Annotated in this window: 19 protein-coding genes and 1 tRNA gene; 7 read left to right on the top strand and 13 right to left on the bottom strand. The window is 55.7% G+C overall.

Annotation, left to right across the window (positions count from 1 at the left end):
- Positions 1-118 precede the first annotated feature (118 nt).
- The 6 genes from BD01_RS09470 to BD01_RS09445 all read right to left on the bottom strand — a co-directional run bounded on the left by BD01_RS09470 (position 119) and on the right by BD01_RS09445 (position 6954).
- Positions 119-973, bottom strand: a complete 855-nt coding sequence (locus tag BD01_RS09470) for an SDH family Clp fold serine proteinase (protein WP_042692395.1) — start codon at positions 971-973, stop codon at positions 119-121.
- Positions 974-1020: 47 nt separating this feature from the next.
- A complete protein-coding gene (gene arcC, locus BD01_RS09465) occupies positions 1021-1965 on the bottom strand; it encodes a carbamate kinase (protein WP_042692391.1) in 945 nt (314 codons plus the stop codon).
- Between the two features lie 142 nt (positions 1966-2107).
- On the bottom strand, positions 2108-3370 hold the full coding sequence (locus BD01_RS09460) for a phytoene desaturase family protein (protein ID WP_042692388.1): 1263 nt from the start codon (positions 3368-3370) through the stop codon (positions 2108-2110).
- A gap of 45 nt (positions 3371-3415) precedes the next feature.
- The gene (gor, locus tag BD01_RS09455; protein ID WP_042692385.1) at positions 3416-5374 is read right to left on the bottom strand and encodes a glyceraldehyde-3-phosphate:ferredoxin oxidoreductase; all 1959 of its coding nucleotides are present in this window, start codon (positions 5372-5374) and stop codon (positions 3416-3418) included.
- A 126-nt stretch (positions 5375-5500) separates the two neighbouring features.
- On the bottom strand, positions 5501-6628 hold the full coding sequence (fbp, locus tag BD01_RS09450) for a fructose-1,6-bisphosphate aldolase/phosphatase (RefSeq protein ID WP_042692382.1): 1128 nt from the start codon (positions 6626-6628) through the stop codon (positions 5501-5503).
- Between the two features lie 89 nt (positions 6629-6717).
- A complete protein-coding gene (locus BD01_RS09445; protein WP_042692379.1) occupies positions 6718-6954 on the bottom strand; it encodes a hypothetical protein in 237 nt (78 codons plus the stop codon).
- 93 nt (positions 6955-7047) lie between these two features.
- Here BD01_RS09445 and BD01_RS09440 point away from each other — a divergent pair.
- Positions 7048-7187, top strand: a tRNA-Trp gene (locus BD01_RS09440).
- A 1013-nt stretch (positions 7188-8200) separates the two neighbouring features.
- Here the strand turns inward: BD01_RS09440 and BD01_RS09435 are convergent.
- Entirely contained in the window at positions 8201-9025 is an 825-nt protein-coding gene (locus tag BD01_RS09435; protein WP_042692376.1) for a DMT family transporter, read from the bottom strand.
- Positions 9026-9151: 126 nt separating this feature from the next.
- Positions 9152-10348, bottom strand: coding sequence for a glycine cleavage system aminomethyltransferase GcvT (gcvT, locus tag BD01_RS09430; protein WP_042692373.1), 1197 nt, complete (start codon positions 10346-10348; stop codon positions 9152-9154).
- A gap of 106 nt (positions 10349-10454) precedes the next feature.
- Here gcvT and BD01_RS09425 point away from each other — a divergent pair, with 106 nt between their 5' ends.
- On the top strand, positions 10455-11291 hold the full coding sequence (locus BD01_RS09425; RefSeq protein WP_042692370.1) for a universal stress protein: 837 nt from the start codon (positions 10455-10457) through the stop codon (positions 11289-11291).
- 89 nt (positions 11292-11380) lie between these two features.
- Here the strand turns inward: BD01_RS09425 and BD01_RS09420 are convergent, their stop codons facing one another.
- Both BD01_RS09420 and cutA read right to left on the bottom strand, forming a co-directional pair.
- Positions 11381-11968 (bottom strand): endonuclease dU, encoded by a 588-nt coding sequence (locus BD01_RS09420; protein WP_042692368.1) that lies wholly within the window; start codon positions 11966-11968, stop codon positions 11381-11383.
- Positions 11965-12279, bottom strand: coding sequence for a divalent-cation tolerance protein CutA (gene cutA, locus BD01_RS09415; protein ID WP_042692367.1), 315 nt, complete (start codon positions 12277-12279; stop codon positions 11965-11967). Before cutA ends, BD01_RS09420 begins: the two co-directional genes overlap by 4 nt.
- Before the next feature lie 70 nt (positions 12280-12349).
- Here cutA and BD01_RS09410 point away from each other — a divergent pair, with 70 nt between their 5' ends.
- Complete coding sequence (locus tag BD01_RS09410) at positions 12350-12625, top strand: acylphosphatase (protein WP_042692365.1); 276 nt, start codon at positions 12350-12352, stop codon at positions 12623-12625.
- Here BD01_RS09410 and BD01_RS09405 read toward each other — a convergent pair.
- Positions 12609-13202, bottom strand: a complete 594-nt coding sequence (locus BD01_RS09405; protein WP_042692362.1) for a regulator of amino acid metabolism, contains ACT domain protein — start codon at positions 13200-13202, stop codon at positions 12609-12611. The two genes, BD01_RS09410 and BD01_RS09405, sit on opposite strands and share 17 nt — an antisense overlap.
- A gap of 107 nt (positions 13203-13309) precedes the next feature.
- On the opposite strand from BD01_RS09405, the gene BD01_RS09400 reads away from it, so the two are divergent.
- The 4 genes from BD01_RS09400 to BD01_RS09385 all read left to right on the top strand — a co-directional run bounded on the left by BD01_RS09400 (position 13310) and on the right by BD01_RS09385 (position 15990).
- Positions 13310-14182 (top strand): ADP-dependent ribose-1-phosphate kinase, encoded by an 873-nt coding sequence (locus BD01_RS09400; protein ID WP_042692359.1) that lies wholly within the window; start codon positions 13310-13312, stop codon positions 14180-14182.
- Between the two features lie 80 nt (positions 14183-14262).
- Positions 14263-14550, top strand: a complete 288-nt coding sequence (locus tag BD01_RS09395) for a hypothetical protein (RefSeq protein ID WP_042692357.1) — start codon at positions 14263-14265, stop codon at positions 14548-14550.
- 126 nt (positions 14551-14676) lie between these two features.
- Positions 14677-15216, top strand: a complete 540-nt coding sequence (gene tfe / locus BD01_RS09390) for a transcription factor E (RefSeq protein ID WP_042692355.1) — start codon at positions 14677-14679, stop codon at positions 15214-15216.
- Positions 15217-15258: 42 nt separating this feature from the next.
- Positions 15259-15990 carry a DUF2110 family protein gene (locus tag BD01_RS09385; protein WP_042692352.1) on the top strand — a complete coding sequence of 244 codons (732 nt, stop codon included), beginning with the start codon at positions 15259-15261 and terminating at the stop codon, positions 15988-15990.
- On the opposite strand, the gene BD01_RS09380 is transcribed toward BD01_RS09385, so the two are convergent.
- A complete protein-coding gene (locus tag BD01_RS09380; protein WP_042692348.1) occupies positions 15977-17335 on the bottom strand; it encodes a hypothetical protein in 1359 nt (452 codons plus the stop codon). The genes BD01_RS09385 and BD01_RS09380 overlap by 14 nt on opposite strands.
- A 129-nt stretch (positions 17336-17464) precedes the next feature.
- Positions 17465-18361, bottom strand: coding sequence for an Mrp/NBP35 family ATP-binding protein (locus BD01_RS09375; protein ID WP_042692346.1), 897 nt, complete (start codon positions 18359-18361; stop codon positions 17465-17467).
- Positions 18362-18364 lie beyond the last annotated feature (3 nt).

Raw genomic sequence — 18364 nt, 5'->3', positions numbered from 1 at the left:
TCTTACCCCTCTCCCATTTTTAGAACAGCTCTGTTCACTCCAAACATCTGGACTGAAAAATGAGAAAGCAAATAAAAACTTTTTGGCCGAAATCGAAAAGGAGTAAAAGGGAAGTAACTCACTTCGAGTTCTCGGCCTTCTGGGGATAGGGCATGAACTCCACCGTTCCCCTCTGCCTCATCGGTTGCTTGTAGAGCTCCATGAGGGCGTAAACTTCCTCGGGAACGTCGGTGCTCACGTGGAGGCCGAGCTCCTTGGCGTGCTCGTAGGTAATCGGGTAGTCGTGCGTCCACCTGCCCTCCGTCAGAATCTGGGCAAGCTCCCTTGCCTTCTCCTCGCCGTACCTGTCCCTGAGGAGGTTGTAGACGAAGTCGCGAACCTGCTTTATGGCCTTCTCAGCCACGTCGGCAAGGATTAGCGTCTGGTCGTCGACCTTTTCAACGCCCTTCTTCTCAACGGCCCTGACTATGCTCGGTCCCGGGTACTGGCCGAGCTGTGGGTCAACAGGGCCGAGAACCGCGTGGGGGTCCATTATTATCTTGTCCGCCGCGAGGGCTATAAGCGTTCCACCACTCATGGCATAGTGCGGGACTATTACGCGAGTCTCGGCAGGGTGGTCCTTGAGGGCCTTGGCTATCTGGGTCGCCGCGAGGACGAGTCCCCCTGGAGTGTGGATTATCAGGTCAATGGGCTTGTCCTTGGGGGCCATTCTGATAGCCCTGAGGATTTCCTCACTGTCTTCCATGCTGATGAAGCGGTAGAAGGGTATGCCGAAGAGCCCTATGCTCTCCTGCCTGTGAATCATCGTTATTACCGTCGAGCCCCTCTTGCGAGAGAGTTGCTGAAGTATCTTCGCTCTGGCCATTTGAAGGCTCCTGTACTGCATCTGAGGCCAGAGGAGCAGGTACAGGAAGAACAACCACCATATAAGCGAGCCAAAGAACCCGCTCGCGGCGCCTGCGGCATCCGTCATGCAATCACCCAATAGAAAAAGATGGAGAGGTATTTATAGGCTTTGGTTCAGCCCTTTACAACCTGGGTTCCGGTCTTCCCCTCGAGAGCCTCGACGGCCCTATCGAGCGAGGCTATGATTCCCCTCTCGCCGCCCCACTCGACGAACCTGATAACGGCTAAAACCTTCGGCCCCATGCTTCCCTTCTTGAAGTGGCCTTCCTCGTAGTACTTCCTCAGCTCCCCGACGGTAACCCTCTCAAGCCACTTCTCGTTCGGCTTTCCGAAGTTTATTGCCGCGCCGTTGACGTCGGTGAGAATCATGAAGATATCAGCCTTGACTTCCTCCGCCAGCTTCTCCCCGGCCAAATCCTTGTCTATAACCGCCTCGACGCCCTTCAGCCTTCCGTCCTCCTCCACAACGGGGACGCCACCGCCGCCGCTCGCGATGACTATGAAGCCCTTTTCCACCAGGTCCTGGATTACGGGGGCCTCGACGTGCCCCTTGGGGTCAGGGCTCGGCACTACCCTTCTCCAGCCCCTTCCAGCGTCCTCAACGACAACCCAGCCCTTCTCCTTCGCGAGCTTCTTTGCCGTCTCCTCGTCGTAGAAGGGCCCGACGGGCTTGCTCGGGTTCTGGAAGGCAGGGTCGTTTTTATCCACAAGCGTCTGGGTCACTATCGTCGCGACTGGCCTGTCTATACCGCGCGCGCGGAGCTCGTTGATTAGGGCCTGCTGTATCATGTAGCCAATCTGCCCCTGCGTCATCGCGCCAGCCACGTCCATCGGCTGTGCCGGTATGCCGTAAACCTGCTGGCCCGCGTCCATGTGGAGGAGCAGAGCACCGACCTGCGGGCCGTTTCCGTGTGTTATAACGACCTCGTAGCCCTTTTCAATTATATCCGCTATCTGTCTGGCGGTTTTTCTCACGTTCTCCATCTGCTCCTCGTAGGTTCCCTTCTGACCTCGCTGGAGGATTGCGTTACCGCCAAGGGCTATGACGACTCTCTTCATGAGCATCACCTCCTGGGATGAAGGATTCTGTGCCTGGGCATAAAAACGTTCGTTAGGCCCCAACGGTGTTCATTTGAAAAAGGTTCGGTGAGCGGTGAACTTAATTTTCAAACGTAAAGAAAAATCGCGGAAGGCCTTTCCTTCACAAATACCATTCCGAAAAGCTTCCGAGACCGAGCCTCTCAAGCGTCCTCATCACGCCCAGCGCTATCCCCTCGACCTCTATCCCACCGGGGGGCTTGTAGGCGTCGCCGACGACGTAGACGTCTTTTATAGGAAAGTCTTCCACGACCTGACCGCTGGCGACTCTGTTCACGGGGTTTCCGTCAAGGTATGTCTGTATCAGAAGGATTTCGCCCTCGCTATCGAGGTTCGGGAAGATTTTGTAAACGTCCTCGATGCCCTTTCTCCGCTCGGCCTTGACGTTTTTACTCTGCAAAGCGTGGTGGAGCATTATCAGGGTGTAGCCCTCTTTAGCCAGCTCCGGGCTGAGCGAGGAGGGCTCGTTGTAGCCGTTTATCCTCTCTGTGTCAAGGGTAAACATGACGGTGTTGCCTATCCTCGGCTTCCCCTTCAAAGCCACGTTGTATTTAATGCCCTCGCTCGGCTTCAGCGAATCAACGCGCTTCAGGTAATCGCGGTCAAAACTGTCACGGCCTATCAACTCAACAGTTTCTTTGATTCCTGCGTTTGAGATGAGGACGTCGTAGGGAAACTCCTCGCCTTCGGCGGTGATGACCTTCTTTTCCTCAACATCAACTTCAACGACCCGCTTTCTCGTGAGCACTCTGCCCCCGTTCCGCTCGACGATTCCCGCGAGTTCATCGGTTACTGCACTGCAACCGTCCTTGATAAGTCCGGGTCCGCCCCACTTAAGTGCCGCTTTAATTTCCCTCGCCAGCTCTCCCGCGGGAACGTCCAAGACGCTGTCGGCCCAGCCGAGGAAGCTCTTGATGAAGAGGTCAACGAACTCGTTGTCGCCTATCTTTTCCCGAATCCACTCGCGCCCGCTCATCTCGGCCTCTTCTCCCTCTGGGAGTTTGTTCCTCTTCACGTCGAGGAGCAACTTCGTCGCTTTGGCTTTCTCAGTGAAGCTCAAATACCTCCAGCCCTCGCGGTAGTGGAAGGTTCTACCTTCGTAGAAAATCATGCCCTTCGGGTTGGAGTTGACTATCTGGACTTTCGCGCCGAGCAGTTTCAGGAGATGAGCCAGAGGCCCGTCCTCGCCGTGGGGGAGCATGTGGAAGGCACCGGTGGAGAGGCCAAAGCCCCTGTACGGAAGGTTCGCGAACCTGCCGCCGATTCTCGGGGACTTTTCGAGAACGGTAACCTCATAGCCGTTCTTGGCGAGAAATGAAGCGGTTAAAAGTCCGCCGATGCCCGAGCCTATTACCACAGCCCTCATTCTACCACCGGGAAGAGAAGAGAGGGGGAATATAAAAGGGTGTCGTCAGAGCCTCCACTCAACCCCAAGAATCTCGCTGTAGGCTTCCAGCACTTTGCTCAGGTACTCCTTCGCAGTGCCGACCTTGTCGGCCTTGAACTTCTCGGCCCACTTTTCGTTTCCGAACTCCTCACTGCCAGCCGAAACGAGGTCTATGACGCGCATGCTGTCCCAGAAGACCGGGGTGTAGCCGGCCTTCCTTGCGTACTCGATGAGCCTCCTGATTTGCTTTTTCGCGTGCTCCTCCATGTCGATGTTCTGGCCGTAGGCGTCCATGAAGAGCGCCTTAAGCACGGGCTTCATCCAGCCCCTGTGGAAGCGACACCAGCCGACGTTGTCGTACCAGAACTCCCAGAGAGCCGAGGCGATTATCTTTTGGGCGAGCTCCTCGGGCTCAAGGAAGACGCCGAACTGGTAGAAGGTCCAGTAGCGACCCTGAATCGGGAGCGGTATGTAGTTGCCTATCGCCCAGTACATCGTGGGTGTCATCTCGCCGTCCTCGCCGAGCGGAGTGAAGACCGCGTAGTCCTTGAAGCTCTCGCCGTACTTGAGCCTGTCCTTGAAGCGCTCGTCAAAGATTACGCTCGCTTTCCTCTTGCCGAGGCCGATTATCCTCGCTATCTCGTTCTCGCCGAAGGCTACGCGGTGGGCCAGTTCAGCAACGAGCCTGGCGTTGATTTCGCTCGCCTCGACAGGACGCTCGATTAAGGCCTCCTTCGTGAACTCCGGCTTTCCGCTTAGGCCGACCTCCTCCGGCTTGAGGAGCCCGCGGTGGATAAGCTCAAGAACCCAGGCGGCGGTTCCTCCGAACTCTATCGCGTCGAAGCCCATGGAGTCAACGGCTTTCACGCTTATGTCGCTGGCGCGGAGGCTTATGCTTCCGCTGAGCGGACCGTTGGCCTCGTAGGGCTCGTACTCGACGTGGTGGCCGTTGCGGTACTTCTTACAGACCACAGGACAGGGCTCGCCACAGGTCGTCCAGTTCTTGGGCTTTATTGCTTCCTCGTTGAAGGGCTCCCAGTAGTGCTTCATTATGTTCTCGTGGATTTTTATGCGCTCCTCCTTCGGAATGTAAGGCATCTGCCAGTTGAGTATCGGAACGAAGTCTCCCTCAGCCGGATAGTTTCCGCCGAAGGTTCCGCCGGTGTTGAGCTTGGGGTTGAAGCGGTACTTGGTGGTTTTCTCAGCAATAATCTCGTTGTAGGGCTTTTTGTGCACGCCCTCAACTATCTCCTTCGCCGTCCTGAAGTTCGAGATGTCCTCGCCCGGGAATTTCCTCTTCCTCGGCTTTCCGCCGAAGATTATTCCGATGACATTGTGAGCCTTCAGCAGAACGCTTCCAGAGCCACCTCTAGCGGCCCAGTCCTCGCTACCGACGAGGCGCTGGCCCTTCCTCAATGCCTGGGAGAATATAGCGCCGTAGTTGGTGTTGAGGGCAGAAGGACCGACGACAGCTATGCGGTACTCGAAGTCAAAGCGCCCCCCGAACGTGTCTATTAGGTACTGGGTGAGGGCATAGACACCCTCCTCACCCTTGTAGCCCCTCCATATCTCGATGACTTTTTCAAGCTCAATCTCGTGGAGCTCGACCCTAACGTTCTCGCCGTCGTTGTAGAGGAGAACCACGACGGGCTTCTCGGCCTTGCCCTCGAAGGTCACGAAGTCAACGCCGACGTTCTTGAAGGCGTAGGCGGCACCGCCCATCGCCGAGGGGAACAGCGTGCCGTAGAGGGGTGAGCGGAAGAAGAACATGAGCCTGTGTGCTCCAGGAAGAACCGAGCCGGCGAAGGGACCCATTCCCATTATAACGACGTTCCTCGGGTCGTACGGGTCAATGCTATGAGTCTCAAGGGTCTCGTGGAGCTCAAGACCGTAATCTATGACGCCGTAAATGCCATCTTTCTCGATTTCCTCGCTTTCAACTTTGTTCTCGTTGAGCTTTATATGTATGACAGTGAACTTCACGGCCACCACCCCTTTGTATCACTCTAAGTGTTAGGTCTCGCCAAAAGTTAATAAGGTTTTCCAAAAACATAAGAACTAACCCAATCGAGAAAAGTTAAACGGAAATGTTAATAGAAAAGGGAGGAATCACTCGATGTCCTCGAAGCGCTCCTCAAGCCTCTTCAGCACGCCCGGCAGGGTGGTGTACTCCATGTCCTCGAGCGGGAGCCTGTGGGGTTCGAACGGGCCGTGCCTGCGCATGTACTCGGTAATCTCAAGGGCCTTCTGCCTGGCGTAGTCGTAAGCCGGGTCGTCGAAGAGGTCAACCGGGCCGACGAGCTTTCCTTCGGGGCTTATCTGCCAGCCGAGCGCGACAACCCTCGGTGGGCCGTCGAACCTGGTCGGGTTGGCGTAGTTCATCGGAACGGGCATTATCGGGCCGTTGTGGCTTCCCCTCATCCATCCGCTCACGAGGTGCGGGAAGGCGAAGGGCTCGAGGACCTCTCCAAGGGCCGGAAGTCCGCTCTGGGCCCTGACTATAGCGACCGGGTCGTCCTTACCGACGTATTCTCCGGCAATCTCGTAGAGCTTCTCGGTGCTGACAACAGCTACCGGCTCGTCCTTCGGAATCGGGTGACCCTCCTTCGGGTAAACGCGCTTGATGACGTAGCGGCTCTTGGCGCCGATGAGGGCGAGAAGGTCGTAGACCTCCTCAGGGGTGTTGAGTATTACCCTCTTGTGCTTGAGGATGTCCCAGACCTCGAAGCGGAAGCCCATGTGCATCTTGGGGTCGATGACGAGGCCCGCGGTGTTGAACGGGTCAGCGAACATCCTGAATATCGGCAGGTTAAACGCGCCAGGCTCGGTCTTGTCCATGTGGAAGGTCACTATCGGCTCGCTCTTCCTGAGGGTAATCTCCATCTCGGCAACGCCCGGGCCCATTCCGCGGACGTTTCCGCTGAAGGCGTCCTTGAGAAGGTCCTGTCCGGCGCCGTAGAGGCCGAGCTCCTTGGCGACCTTGGTTGCCTCCTCGAAGGCCTTCCAGGCGAGCCCGTGAACGTCGGGGCTGTCAACGCCCTTCTTGTGGGTCATTATCAGCTGGAGGTCGTCGCCCGCGTAGGCCACGTAGAAGTCGATTATCGTGCCTTCCTCCTTGGCCTTGGCAAGGACTTCCTCCGCGGTTTCTATCAGCTGTGGGTGCACCCTGGAGTGCCCCGGCCAGCCACCTATGTCTGCCTTGATTACGCTAATCGTTATCTTTTCTCCAACGGCCATGGCAAACCACCCGACGAGAATAGAGAGTTTTATACTTATAAAACGTTAATATCACCATAAATGATACGGTGGGCCTAAAAGGAGAAAGGTCACTCGCAGATGTCGGTCCAGCCGAACTGCTCCTTGACGACCTTGATGAGGTTCTTGAGCTCGTCCTTCTTGATGTTGACGCTCGAGCTCGCGCCGACGAGGGCAATGATGCCGTGAACCTCCTCCTGGAGCTGTATAACGTCGTCGTGGACTTTGACAACCCTGAGCTCCCTCCTAGCAGTCTCGTCCTCCCCAATCCTGAACTTGTCCTTTCCGATGACTATAGGCTCCTCCATCGCCACCACCTCGGTAGATTTTTGTGTGTCAAGGTTAATAAAACTTCCGGGAGCAAAGTTTATAAACCTCCCATCGCTAAGGTTGAGACGGACGGGGGCGTGGTGTAGCCTGGTCCATCATCGCGGGCTCCAGAGGTATGAGGACTTGCGGGTTTGCTGATTGGGGATGAGCCTTTGGAGCTCTGACCCGGAGAAACCCGCGGACCGGGGTTCAAATCCCCGCGCCCCCACCATTGAAACTTTGCTGGGCAAAGTTTCATCAAAGTTTGTGATTCCCTTTTGAAGGGGCCATTCTTCGGGTGGATTTCTCTATCGAGTTGCTCTTTTGGAGAGGTGAATTTCTTTAAAAGGCCCTTCTGATAAGGGGTTCACGTCTTTTGCGCTCCTTCGGAGCGCGAGTAGATGGAACCCGCGTGAAGGAGTCCTTGGAGTGTGAATTCAAACTTTCAACTGCTGTCTCGATTTTGAAATTCCATTTCAGAGGAGTCCAAAATAGGAATCACGAGCTTTGGGTGAAGCTTTTTCCAAAAGCTTCAGCGCTGGCGGAAGAGCGAGTGCATGTTCTAAGATTTAACAATTGTAAAGTGGAGTTTCTTATTAACTTGCCCTTTGTTGAGTGTTTCACTCTCCAAACGGCGTCCTTCGGACGCCAAAACTAAGTTGAAACTAATCCTCAAGGTATCTTTGAAGTTAAACTCGTTTTAAAATCGCGCCTTAATTAGTGCACAACTGTCTTTTTGCCCGTTGGCGAGATAGGGCACTTTTTTGGTCAAGCTTTCTTAAAGCTTGCTCGCCTGCGCGACGTCGAGCTCTGCTCGACGCAAGGGACGACAGTCCCGCAGAGTTTGACCAAGGTTCGTGATTCTTCATTCAAAATAAATTCTAAGAGGTTTGCGCTTTTAAACGGCCATTTTCTTGAGAGAACTCCCTTTAAAAGGCCCTCAAGAGGGGGTTTTCTCTAAAAGCGCCCCTTTGGAGCGCGAGAAAAGGTAAACCCGCACGAGAGAGCTTCCAAAATTAGGGAATTCACAATCTACAAAAGCCGTTAAAAGTGCAAACCCCTCAAAACACCCTGTTAGAGGAATCACAAACTTTGATGAAACTTTGCGAAAGCAAAGTTTCCTTGGTCAAGCTTTTTCCAAAAGCTTCTTCGCCAGCCTTTCTTAAAGGCTGCCAAAAGCTTCAGGCCGTTCTCACTCGTTCAAACGTCCCCGACTGATAGCGAAAGATAAAGCCAGTTAAGCGCCTACTCCTCCCTTCCAAGGAGGATTCCCACCACTATCAGAATCAAGCCCAGAACGGTTGTCGGTTCTATCCTCTCACCAAGGATGAGGGAGATGAAGAGCAGACTAAGAAACGGCACTAAGTAAGCCAGGTTCGAGGCAAAGGCAACGTCGCTCTCAACCGCGCGGTACCAGAGGAGGTAAGTAACGCCCATCTCGAACAGGCCAACGTAAACCGCGCCGGCAATGCCCTTCAGGGGAGGGGGTGAAAAGCCCGCGAAGGGCATCAGCAGGGAGGCGTAGAAGAGGGCAAAGGCGAAGTTCCAGAACATCTTCTCCTCAAGCCTCCTGCCGTCCCGAACGTTCAGGAGCCAGTAGGCGGCCCAGATTAGGGCGCTTCCGAGACCGAGGGCATCCCCGATTGGATTCGAGAAGCCGAGGGATAGGACGTTGCCCCTGGTTGCAACAATGAGGGCACCGAGAAAGCCAAGAAAGAGGCCAAATAATGTCTTCAGGGCAAGTTTTCTCTTAAGCAGGGGGACGGAAAGCAGAACGAGCGCCAGGGGCCAAGTGTAGTTGAGCGCCTGCGCCTCCTGGGCGGGAAGAAGGTCATAGGCTGAGAAGAGGACGGTGTAGTAGAGGAGGAGTACGAGGCCAAGGTAAGCGGAGCGCAGGTTTTCTCTGGAGGGCCTGAAGCTCCGGAAGTAGAGGGCACCGTAGAGAACGAGCGACGTCAGAAAGGCCCAGAAGAGGAGCTGGAGCGGGCTCATGTAGCGGAGTGAGAGCTTGAAAGCACTTGCAACCGTTGACCAGAGGAGAACGGCACCGACGGCGTGTTTTTTGGACATGGCATTAACTCATTATTTGGGGAATATAAATTCAGCGATTTTAGTCCCCTAATAAAATTTGGTTCTGCCCCCAGGACCAGGTAACGGTACCGTTACCTAATAAGGGTTTGGAGAAAAAGGAAAGAATCACTCCTCCCTGAAGAGGCCGTACTTCTTGGGGTCGTAGAACGGCGGTGCAACTGTTACGGCCTTCTTGGGCTTGCCCCTGATTTCCACCTCGATTTCGAGGCCGGGTTTGGCGTACTCCTCCTTCACGAAGGCTATTCCGATTCCTATGCCAAGGAGCGGCGAGAGCGTTCCGCTCGTGACCTCGCCGATGACCTCGCCGTTGGCCAGAACCCTGTAGCCCTCCCTCGGGATTCCCTTTTCGACCATCTTGAAGTGGACGAGCTTCCTTCCCAAACCGCGCTCCTTCTGCTTGAGGAGGGCGTCTTTACCTATGAACTCCTTGTCCCAGAATATCGCGAAGTCGAGGTTGGCCTGGAGCGGGGTGACTTCGTCGATGTCCGTGCTGAGGAGCTGTAACTCTTTCGTCTCGTTGCCGTAGAGCGTGTAGCCGGCCTCAAGCCTGAGCGTGTCCCTTGCTCCGAGTCCGGCCGGCCTTATGCCGTACTTCTCGCCCTCCTCAAGGATTCTCTCCCAGACGTGAAGGGCCTTCTCCGGTTTACCCCTCTTCTCGGGGTCGGGGTGGTAGGGGTTCGCATCTTCGATGTAGACCTCGAATCCGTTCTCGCCGGTGTAGCCGCTCCTTGAGAGGAGCATCTTGATTCCGTCGAGCTCGACCCACCTGGCCTGGAACCACCACATCTCGTTGATGTCTACCCCAAAGAGGTCCTTCGCTAAATCCCTCGCCTTCGGCCCCTGGACGGCGAACATGGCTATATCGTACGTTTTGAGCTCAATCTCAAGGTCGAGCTTGGTAAACTGCTCAACCGTGCCCTTGAGGTAGGTGAACCATGCGTAGAGCTTCTCGAAGGCGTCGCTGTCGCATATCATCAGGTACTCGTCGTTCCCCATGTTGAAGACGAGGGTCTCGTCTTTAATGGCTCCCCTCTCGTTGAGGACGAGCGTGTAGGTTCCGCTTATGGCAGGAGGCTTGCTTATGTCGTTGGTCGTGACGTACTGGAGGAACTTGAGGGCATCCTTCCCGCGGAAGACTATCTCGCCCATGTGGGAGGTGTCAAAAACGCCGACCGCGTTCCTGACGGCGAGGTGTTCATCCTTTATGCTCGAGTACCAGATTGGCATCTCCCAGCCCGCGAACTCCTCGATTTTCTTGGCGTGCTCCTTATGCCAGTCGAAGAGGTGCACCCTTTTGACCATGGCAATCACCGCTCAAACTTGGACCTGAACGTTATAACACTTTCCAAAGGGCCCATCGCAACGATAATAAACATTGACGAACAGAATTATACTTGGGTGAACCAAAATGTTTGAGAGAATCCTCTACCCGACCGACTTCTCAGACGTATCGCTCCACGCCCTCAGGCACTGCATCCCCAAACTCTTCGAGCTCGGTGCCAGGGAGCTCCACCTCCTCCACGTCATCGACATAACCGTTGCGGAGCTTGAGGCGTTCGAGCTTGAAGAAATCTACCGCGAGAAGCTTGAGAAGCTCGCCGAGGAGATGCGAGAGAGGGGAATCAACGCCAAGGCCGACGTGAGGGTGGGAATCCCATCGCTCGAGATAGCGGAGGCGAGCGAGGAAGCCGGGGTTGACCTCGTCGTGACTCCGAGCGTCGGCGAGAACATATGGAGGCAGATGTTCATGGGGAGCACCGCCTCAAACCTCGCGAGGGCCACCAAGAGGCCGGTCCTCCTGCTCAAGTACGTCAAGAAGGACGACTCCTACGAGCTGGCCGTTGACTGCTCCGAGCTCTTCAAGAAGCCTCTGGTTGCAGTGGACTTCTCAAAGTGCTCAATCAAGATAGTAAAGACCGTCCGGAAGTTCGAGGAGCTCATAGAGCGGGGAATACTTCTGCACTCGGTTGACTACGGCAAGGTTGACGAGCTGGAGCACAACATTGAGGTGGCGAAGGCGAACCTCGAGAAGACGGCCAAGGGGGTCAAAGCCGACTTCGAGCTTGAGGTCATGGTCGGAACCGCCAGCCAGGCGATAATAGGGACGGCACTGGCGAAAAATGCAACGCTCATAGTCATCGGCAAGAAGGGCAGGAGCATTCTCAAGGATTTGATACTCGGTAGCACGGCGGAGAGGGTCATGCGGGACTCGAAGCTCCCGGTCCTCCTCGTCCCGTGCGAATAGCCTCAGACTGGAACGGCTTCCTCATCAACTCGGTAGCTACCCTGTTGCCATCATCGGCTGTCCTTCCCTATTTTTCCGGCCTTATAAAGCTACTCCTTCGTGCTTTCTCCTGTCATGAAGGCGCTCGCCATTATGTGGGCGAGCCTCAGCGGTTCCGGAATCAGGCCGGTCTTCGTGGTTACCCTGACGACCTCAAAGGCGACCTCCGGAGAAATGCCGAGTGCCTGGACGTAGAGCTTTCCGGGAATCATCTCCAAGAGCGGGGGAGCCCTCCTCAGGAGCTCAACCCTCTCCCTCCAGTCCGGGAAGTGCTTCTTAAGCGCGAGCTCCATGGCGTTTAAATCGGGCCTCTTCCTCACGACGACGATTACCGGGAGGCCGGTCTTGTGGTGAAGCCTCTCAATGTCAACGACGTTGAAGCCCCCGTAGGTTATCCCCTTGAGCATAACAACCCTCAAATCCCTGAAGCGGGACCGGTTTACGGCATCAATCAGCTTCTCGGTGGCGTCGGTTCCGTCGACGGTTATCCACCTCGATACCGCACCAACAACCTCCTTCGAGCCCTTCATGACGACACCGAAGAGAACCGTCTTTCTCCTTTCGAGCTTGGAAGAAAAGGAGAACGTCCCGTCGTCGAAGCCAACGACCCTTATCTCGGGCTTCACCTTGCGAATCATCCGAACAGCACCCTTGCCATCCACTCCGAGTACTCCCTGTTGAGTTTGTCGAGGTCAATTCTCGCTATCAGCGGGACCTCGTAGGGGTGGAGCTCCCTCAGCGCGTCCCTCAAAGCCTTCCACCTGCTCACCTCGGTCTTTAGGAGCACTCCAATCTCTTTGCCCTCCTCTATCTTGCCCTCCCACCAGTACATCGCCTCGTGCTCCCGCATGTTGGCGCAGACTATGAGCTTCCTCTCAAGGAGCTCTCTGACGACTTTCCTGGCGCTCTCCCAGTCCGGGAAGGTCGTGTAAACGAATATCGCCTCCATAGGGCACCCCAAGGAGAGTAGGGCAAGTAAAGCTTAAATCCCTTGTGGAGAAATCGAAACGGGATGGTGTATGAGGAAGGTTAGGGCGCACCTTAGGATATACGGGCGCGTTCAGGGGGTCGGCTTCCGCTGGAGCATGCAGAGGGAAGCGAAGAAGCTCGGGGTTTCCGGCTGGGTCAGGAACCTGCCGGACGGTAGCGTTGAGGCAGTCGTCGAGGGCGAGGAAGAGAGGGTCGAGGCGCTGATTGGATGGGCCCACCAGGGACCGCCGCTGGCGAGGGTAACGCGCGTCGAGGTTAAATGGGAAGAACCGGAGGGGCTGGAGGGCTTCAAGGTCGTTGGTTGATTGCCTCAAGGAGAACCCTCTTGGGGCAGTACTTGACCTCACAGTAGTTGCAGACCAGTTTTTCCTTCTCCTTCTCCGGCGTGTGGAGTATGAGCCTCTGGAAGCCGTGGATGTCCTTTATTCTCGCGAAGGTCTCGACAGGAAGCGTTCCGTCGATGACGATGAATATCTTGCTCGTTTCCTCCCTCAGGTTCCTGCCGAAGACCTCCATAACCGGGACGTTGCTCTCCGCGAGAATCCTCATAACTTCGGCAAAGGCCCCCTGGTAGTCCCCCTTTTCAACGTCAATCTCGAGCACTTCCCAGCCCATCAGCGGGGCGACGTCTATCAAGCTGGGGAGTGGGTTGAGACGCTCGAAGATGAGTTTCAGCGGGTAGGTCTTCTCGATGTACTCGATTGTGTGGTAGATTATCTTCCTGTTGACGCCTATTGCCCTGGCGAGCTCGCTTATCGGGACCTCAACGTTCTTGAGGTAGATTTTACCGTTCCGCACGCTCAGGCCGTTCTCGAAGAGGAACTCGGCGACCTTCCTCCTGGCGGGATAGTTCTTGAAGTAGGCCTCAAGTATGAGCATCATCTTTGTTCACCTCTTACTCATACCTGGGTAGAAATGGATATTTAAATCTTTCCCCGGACAAAGGTTATAACGTCCAACACCGTATTGGGGATTCCGGAGGTGGTGGAATGCTCGACGTAATCGGCATGGGGAACCTCAACTACGACATAATCTTCCTGCTCGACCGCTTTCCCGAATTCCACGAGAAGGTCGTCTCCAGGGAGGCTCACTTCGGCCTCGGCGGTGCGGCCGGGAACACGATAAGCTGGCTCGCAACCTTTGGACTGAAGGCAGGCTTCATCGGGGCTGTTGGAAGGGACGAGATAGGAGAAGCCCACCTGAAGTACTTCGAAAGGCTCGGCGTCGACACCTCGGGAATAGACGTCGTTGACGTTCCATCAGGAGTTGCCGTTGCGATGGTTCACGGCGACGACAAGAGGATAGTCAAGCACCTTGGAGCCAACTCGCTCAGGAAGTTCAAGCCCGAGTACGCAAAGAAAGCCAGATTCCTGCACCTCTCCTCAAATCCCCCAGAGCTCATCGAGGAAGCAGTCCGCTTCGCCAACGCCAGCGGAATTCCCATCTCGGTCGATATCGGAGAGGCCACTCTACCAAGGGAAGTGGAGGGCATGGTTGACTACCTCCTCATGAACGAGGACGAGTACAGGAGGAAGTACGGCTCGCTCGACACCTCCCTCAGCAACGCCAAGAACCTGATAATAACGCTCAACGGGGGCGGGGCGATAGTTCGCGAGGGGGATGAAACCTTTGAGGTTCGCGGGCTGAGCGCGAAGGTTGTTGACAGCACTGGGGCTGGAGACTCCTTCGACGCGGGCGTAATCTACGGAATCCTGAAGGGATGGTCGCTCAGGGATTCGGCAAAGCTCGGCATGCTCCTGGCGTATCTCACCGTCCAGAAGGTAGGCGCGAGGAGTGCAATAGTTCCGCTCGATGAAGTCATCAAACTGTCAAAGGAGCTGGGCCTCGATTTGCCTTGGTAACGAAAGTTCTCGAGTTGGAAAACCTTAAAAATTCGGGTTTCAAAAAAGGTTAGGGAGCCGGAAGAGCGGAGGTGAGCCCTTTGGAAATAGTGATTGACAACTTCAAGCCAAAGATAACAAGGCCCTTCAAGAGGAAGAACGAGTACTGGGTCAAGCTCATCCTTCCCGAGGGAGAGGAGTACATAATGAAGTTCAAGAGCCCCCTTGAGGCGGAAGACGCCATCTACGGCATGCTCGACGACCTTCAGGTTTACGGGGGTAAGGTGAAGCTCAAGCTCCGTGAGGGAAACGTCATCGAGGATATTGAGGTTCTCGAACTCTACAAGCCGTCCGCGAAGGAACTCCTCAACGAGTACTTCAACGACTGACGTCCTTTTCTGTTCATTATAGTTGTCGTTTTGACAGGAAACTTATATATATCCCCGCACCCAATATTTCTATTGGGGTCTATCCGTTTAGGTGACCGTTAATCAAATCGTGTGGAGGTCGTCCCAGTGGCAAGACGGAAGAACAAGGAGCTCATCGAAATCGCAATGGACATAGGCGGTGAGGAGGCCGTTGAGGTAGTCAAAGCCCTCGAAAAGATGAAGGAAGCCACAGATGAGGAACTCGCCGAGAAAACGGGGATAAGAGTTAATACCGTCAGGAGAATCCTTTACCAGCTCAACGACCAGGGACTGGCAGATTTCAAGAGAATCCGCGACCCCGAGACGGGATGGTATTACTACTACTGGCGCCTTGAGACCAAGAGACTGCCCGAGATAATAAAGGCCCGAAAGATGGCCGAGCTGAAGAGGCTCAAGGAGATGCTTGAGGAAGAAACCAGCGAGATTTACTACTGGTGCGGCGAGGAGGGCCATCCGAGGCTCACCTTCGACGAAGCGATGGAGTACGAGTTCCAGTGCCCGATATGCGGTAAGATGCTCATGCAGTACGACAACAGTCGAATTGTCGAGGAGCTCAAGAAGCGCATAGAGGAACTCGAAATCGAGCTCGGCCTCAGGAAGAAGCCGAGGAAGAAAAAGAGCGGTTAAATAAACGGAATGGCCTCTTAATGAACTTCGGGGATGGTGAAGATGGAAGAAGTGGTTATTCTTGAGAAGGTTTACGGGGACAGGAGCGGTTTTGACAAACTCCACAGGAAGCTCCGCTCCCTTCTGGGGGATTTGGAGGTCGAGTGGAAGCTCTCAGCAACGACCAAGAACTGGGTCAAGGTCAGCCTCAGCGGTGAGGACGAGGAAATCAGCGCGAACCTCGTTAGAGAAGAGTTCGGTGAGGTTCCCTACAGCCTCAAGAACGTCGAAGTCGGAAAGACCTATAGGGGACGCTTCATAGACCTCGGCAAAGTCGGCTACGGCGCCTACGTTGACATTGGAATCTTCAAGCCGAAGCCCAAGGACGCGCTGATTCCGCTCTACTACCTCAAGAAAACCTTCGGGGACATGCCGGTAAGGCAGATGATTCGGGAGTTCGGCTGGGTGGACAACCTGCCCGTCGAGGTTGAAGTGACGGACGTCGAGTTCGGCGCCAGGGAAGTTGAGTTGGCCTTCAGCGACGCCCAGCTGAAGAGGATTAAGGAGTGGCTGAGCGACGGTTACGACAAGCTATTCATAGCGGGAACGATAAGCGAGAAGGTCGAGGAGGCGCTTATCAAGACGGGCCACGGCAGGGACGTCAGGAGAATGGAGGAGCTCGGCTTAATGGAAACCCTACTCGTCCTCAAGAAGGGAACCCAGGCCCCGGGAATCATCAAGGCAATCGGCCCGCACCTTAAGGGGGCCGTCTTCGGCGCAATCAAGTTTGAATGACCGAATGAACGAGCCTGACGGCGAGTATCGAAACGAGAGTCAGCACGTAGGGGAAGAAACCGCCCACGAAGGGGGCAATCAGAAGGAACGCCAGCGTCGACAGGGTTATGAAAGCCGTCGGGCCCCTCCACCTTATTCTTCTCAGCCCTGTTAACAGGGCGTAGACCACTATGACGAGCCCCAGGAGAGACTGAAGGATGAAGTTCTCGACGAAGCCGGGATGGGGCTGAAAGCTCGTCCACTTCGACAGCCAGTCGAAGCCGTAAACCCTGCACAGGGCCCAGAAGCCTGCCCACACGAGGACGAGGTAGGAGGAGTTCCTGAGCTTCCTGCCGGGGTACGTCAGGGCGAAGAACAGAGGGAAGAGCAGAAGGTACGGGTTGAAGATGGACGCGAGGAGCGTGGCGCCGGCCAGGGCCAGTATCCCCAGGGTTCTCCGCGAACCGGGGACGAAAGAGGAGTTTGTGGCTATCGCAATCGAGAGTAACGTCAAAACGAGTCCGGGCAGGGCAGTTCCAACCGTAGCAACCTGGGAGCGGAAGAGCGGTGCCGAGAAAACGAGCCCGAAGGCTATGAAGCCGAGCGCCCTCTCACGCCTGGGGGCGACGTAGAAGAAGAGTCCAGCCAGGGTTAGAAGGAAAAGCCAGTGGGCCAGCCAAAGGTTCTCGTCCGTGGGGGAGACTATGGAGAGGAGGTGCCCAACGAGGGCCAGTAACGGGGAGGATGGAACTGCACCCGCGGAAACGGACAGGGCCCGTGAGAAGAACTCAAGGAAGTTGCTTGGCAGAACGGGCGTTTCCGAGAGGGTGAACCAGACGAAGATGAGGGACGCACCGAGAAGGAAGAACCTAGCGGAGTAGCTCCGGTCCTTCCTTAAACTCAATCCAAACAGGAGAACTATAACAAACGCCAGAACCGCAAAGACACCGAGGGCACTTCGGGAGGGAACCCAAATCTCCGAGAAGGCGTCGTGGGTGAGGTAAATGTTGTCCTCGCTTCCGGTGACGAAGAGGGTGTTGTTGACGACGATTACCATGGGGGAAAGAGAGGCACTCTCGGGAAGGCCCGTTAGGTTCCAAAGCCTCTTCATCTCGGGGTTCTCGTAGACGTTTCCGACGAGAACTAGCGTGCCGTTCCCGTGCTCAAGGACTTCACCGAGTTTGGCGTCAACGTAGCGGGCCCAGCCCTTTGCCCAGTAATCCCTGCCCGGAACGACGCGATAAGTGGTGCTGGAGTGCAAAAAGTGCTCGAAGCTTTCTTTATCCGGATAATAGCTAACCCCACCGGCCGAAACGAGCGGTGAAACGAGCAGGAGGAGCAAAATCAAAGCCAAAGCCCTTCTCATCCTCTCCCCGGGATAGGTAGGGGAAGGGGTTAAAAAGCTTAACGTAGCCTGGTCCAGCGCGGCCCCATCGCAGCGGCTCCCGCCGGCCTGAGCCGCGCCCGGGAAAGAATGAGTAGAAGGAGTTAAAAATCACTCGGTTTTCTCTTTGCTCTCCTCACCCTTGAGCTCCTCGAGCTTCTTCACGAGCTTATCGGCGAGCTCCATGAAGGCCCTCGCGGCGGGGGTATCTCCATAGAGGACTATTGGAATGCCGGCGTCGCTTGCCTCCCTCGCCTTGAGGTCTATCGGAACCTCACCGAGGAAGTCAACGCCCTCCTTCTCGGCCAGCTTCTTGCCCCCACCCTTGCCGAAGAGGTCAATCTCGTTGCCACAGTGCGGGCAGATGAGGTAGCTCATGTTCTCAACGACGGCTATGTAGGGAACCTCCATCTTCTTCATCATGTTGACGGCCTTGCCGGTGTCGAGAAGGGCAACCTCCTGGGGGGTCGTGACGATGACAGCGGCGTCGAGCTGGACGTTCTGAACCACCGTCAGGATTTCGTCGCCCGTTCCGGGCGGGAAGTCGATTATCATGAAGTCGAGCTCGCCCCACTTGACGTCGCCGAGGAGCTGTTTGATGGCCTTGGTGACGAGGGCACCGCGCCAGATTATCGGCTGGTCCTCCGGAACGAGGAAGCCCATGCTCATGACCTTGATGGGCGTTATCTGACCCATGAAGTCGGCCATCGGCGGGAGCATCTCGAAGCGACCGTCTTCCAGCCTCTCCGCCAGAACGTCGGCTTTGTCAACGCCGAGCATCTTTGCAACGTTCGGCCCGTGTATGTCCGCGTCGAGCAGGCCGACGTAGTAGCCCTTCTTCGCAAGCGCGGCCGCGAGGTTCACCGCAACGGTGCTCTTTCCAACGCCACCCTTACCGCTGAGAACCGCTATCTTGTACTTCCACTTCTTCTGCTTCTCCTTTATCCTCTCCGTGAGTGGGTCAGCGCCCAGACCGCCTATGTTGAGGGTCGGAGCCTTAATCGTCATCTT

This window comes from Thermococcus nautili (assembly GCF_000585495.1).
GTDB classification, from domain to species: domain Archaea; phylum Methanobacteriota_B; class Thermococci; order Thermococcales; family Thermococcaceae; genus Thermococcus; species Thermococcus nautili.
This window is presented reverse-complemented; position numbering and strand designations above follow the sequence as displayed.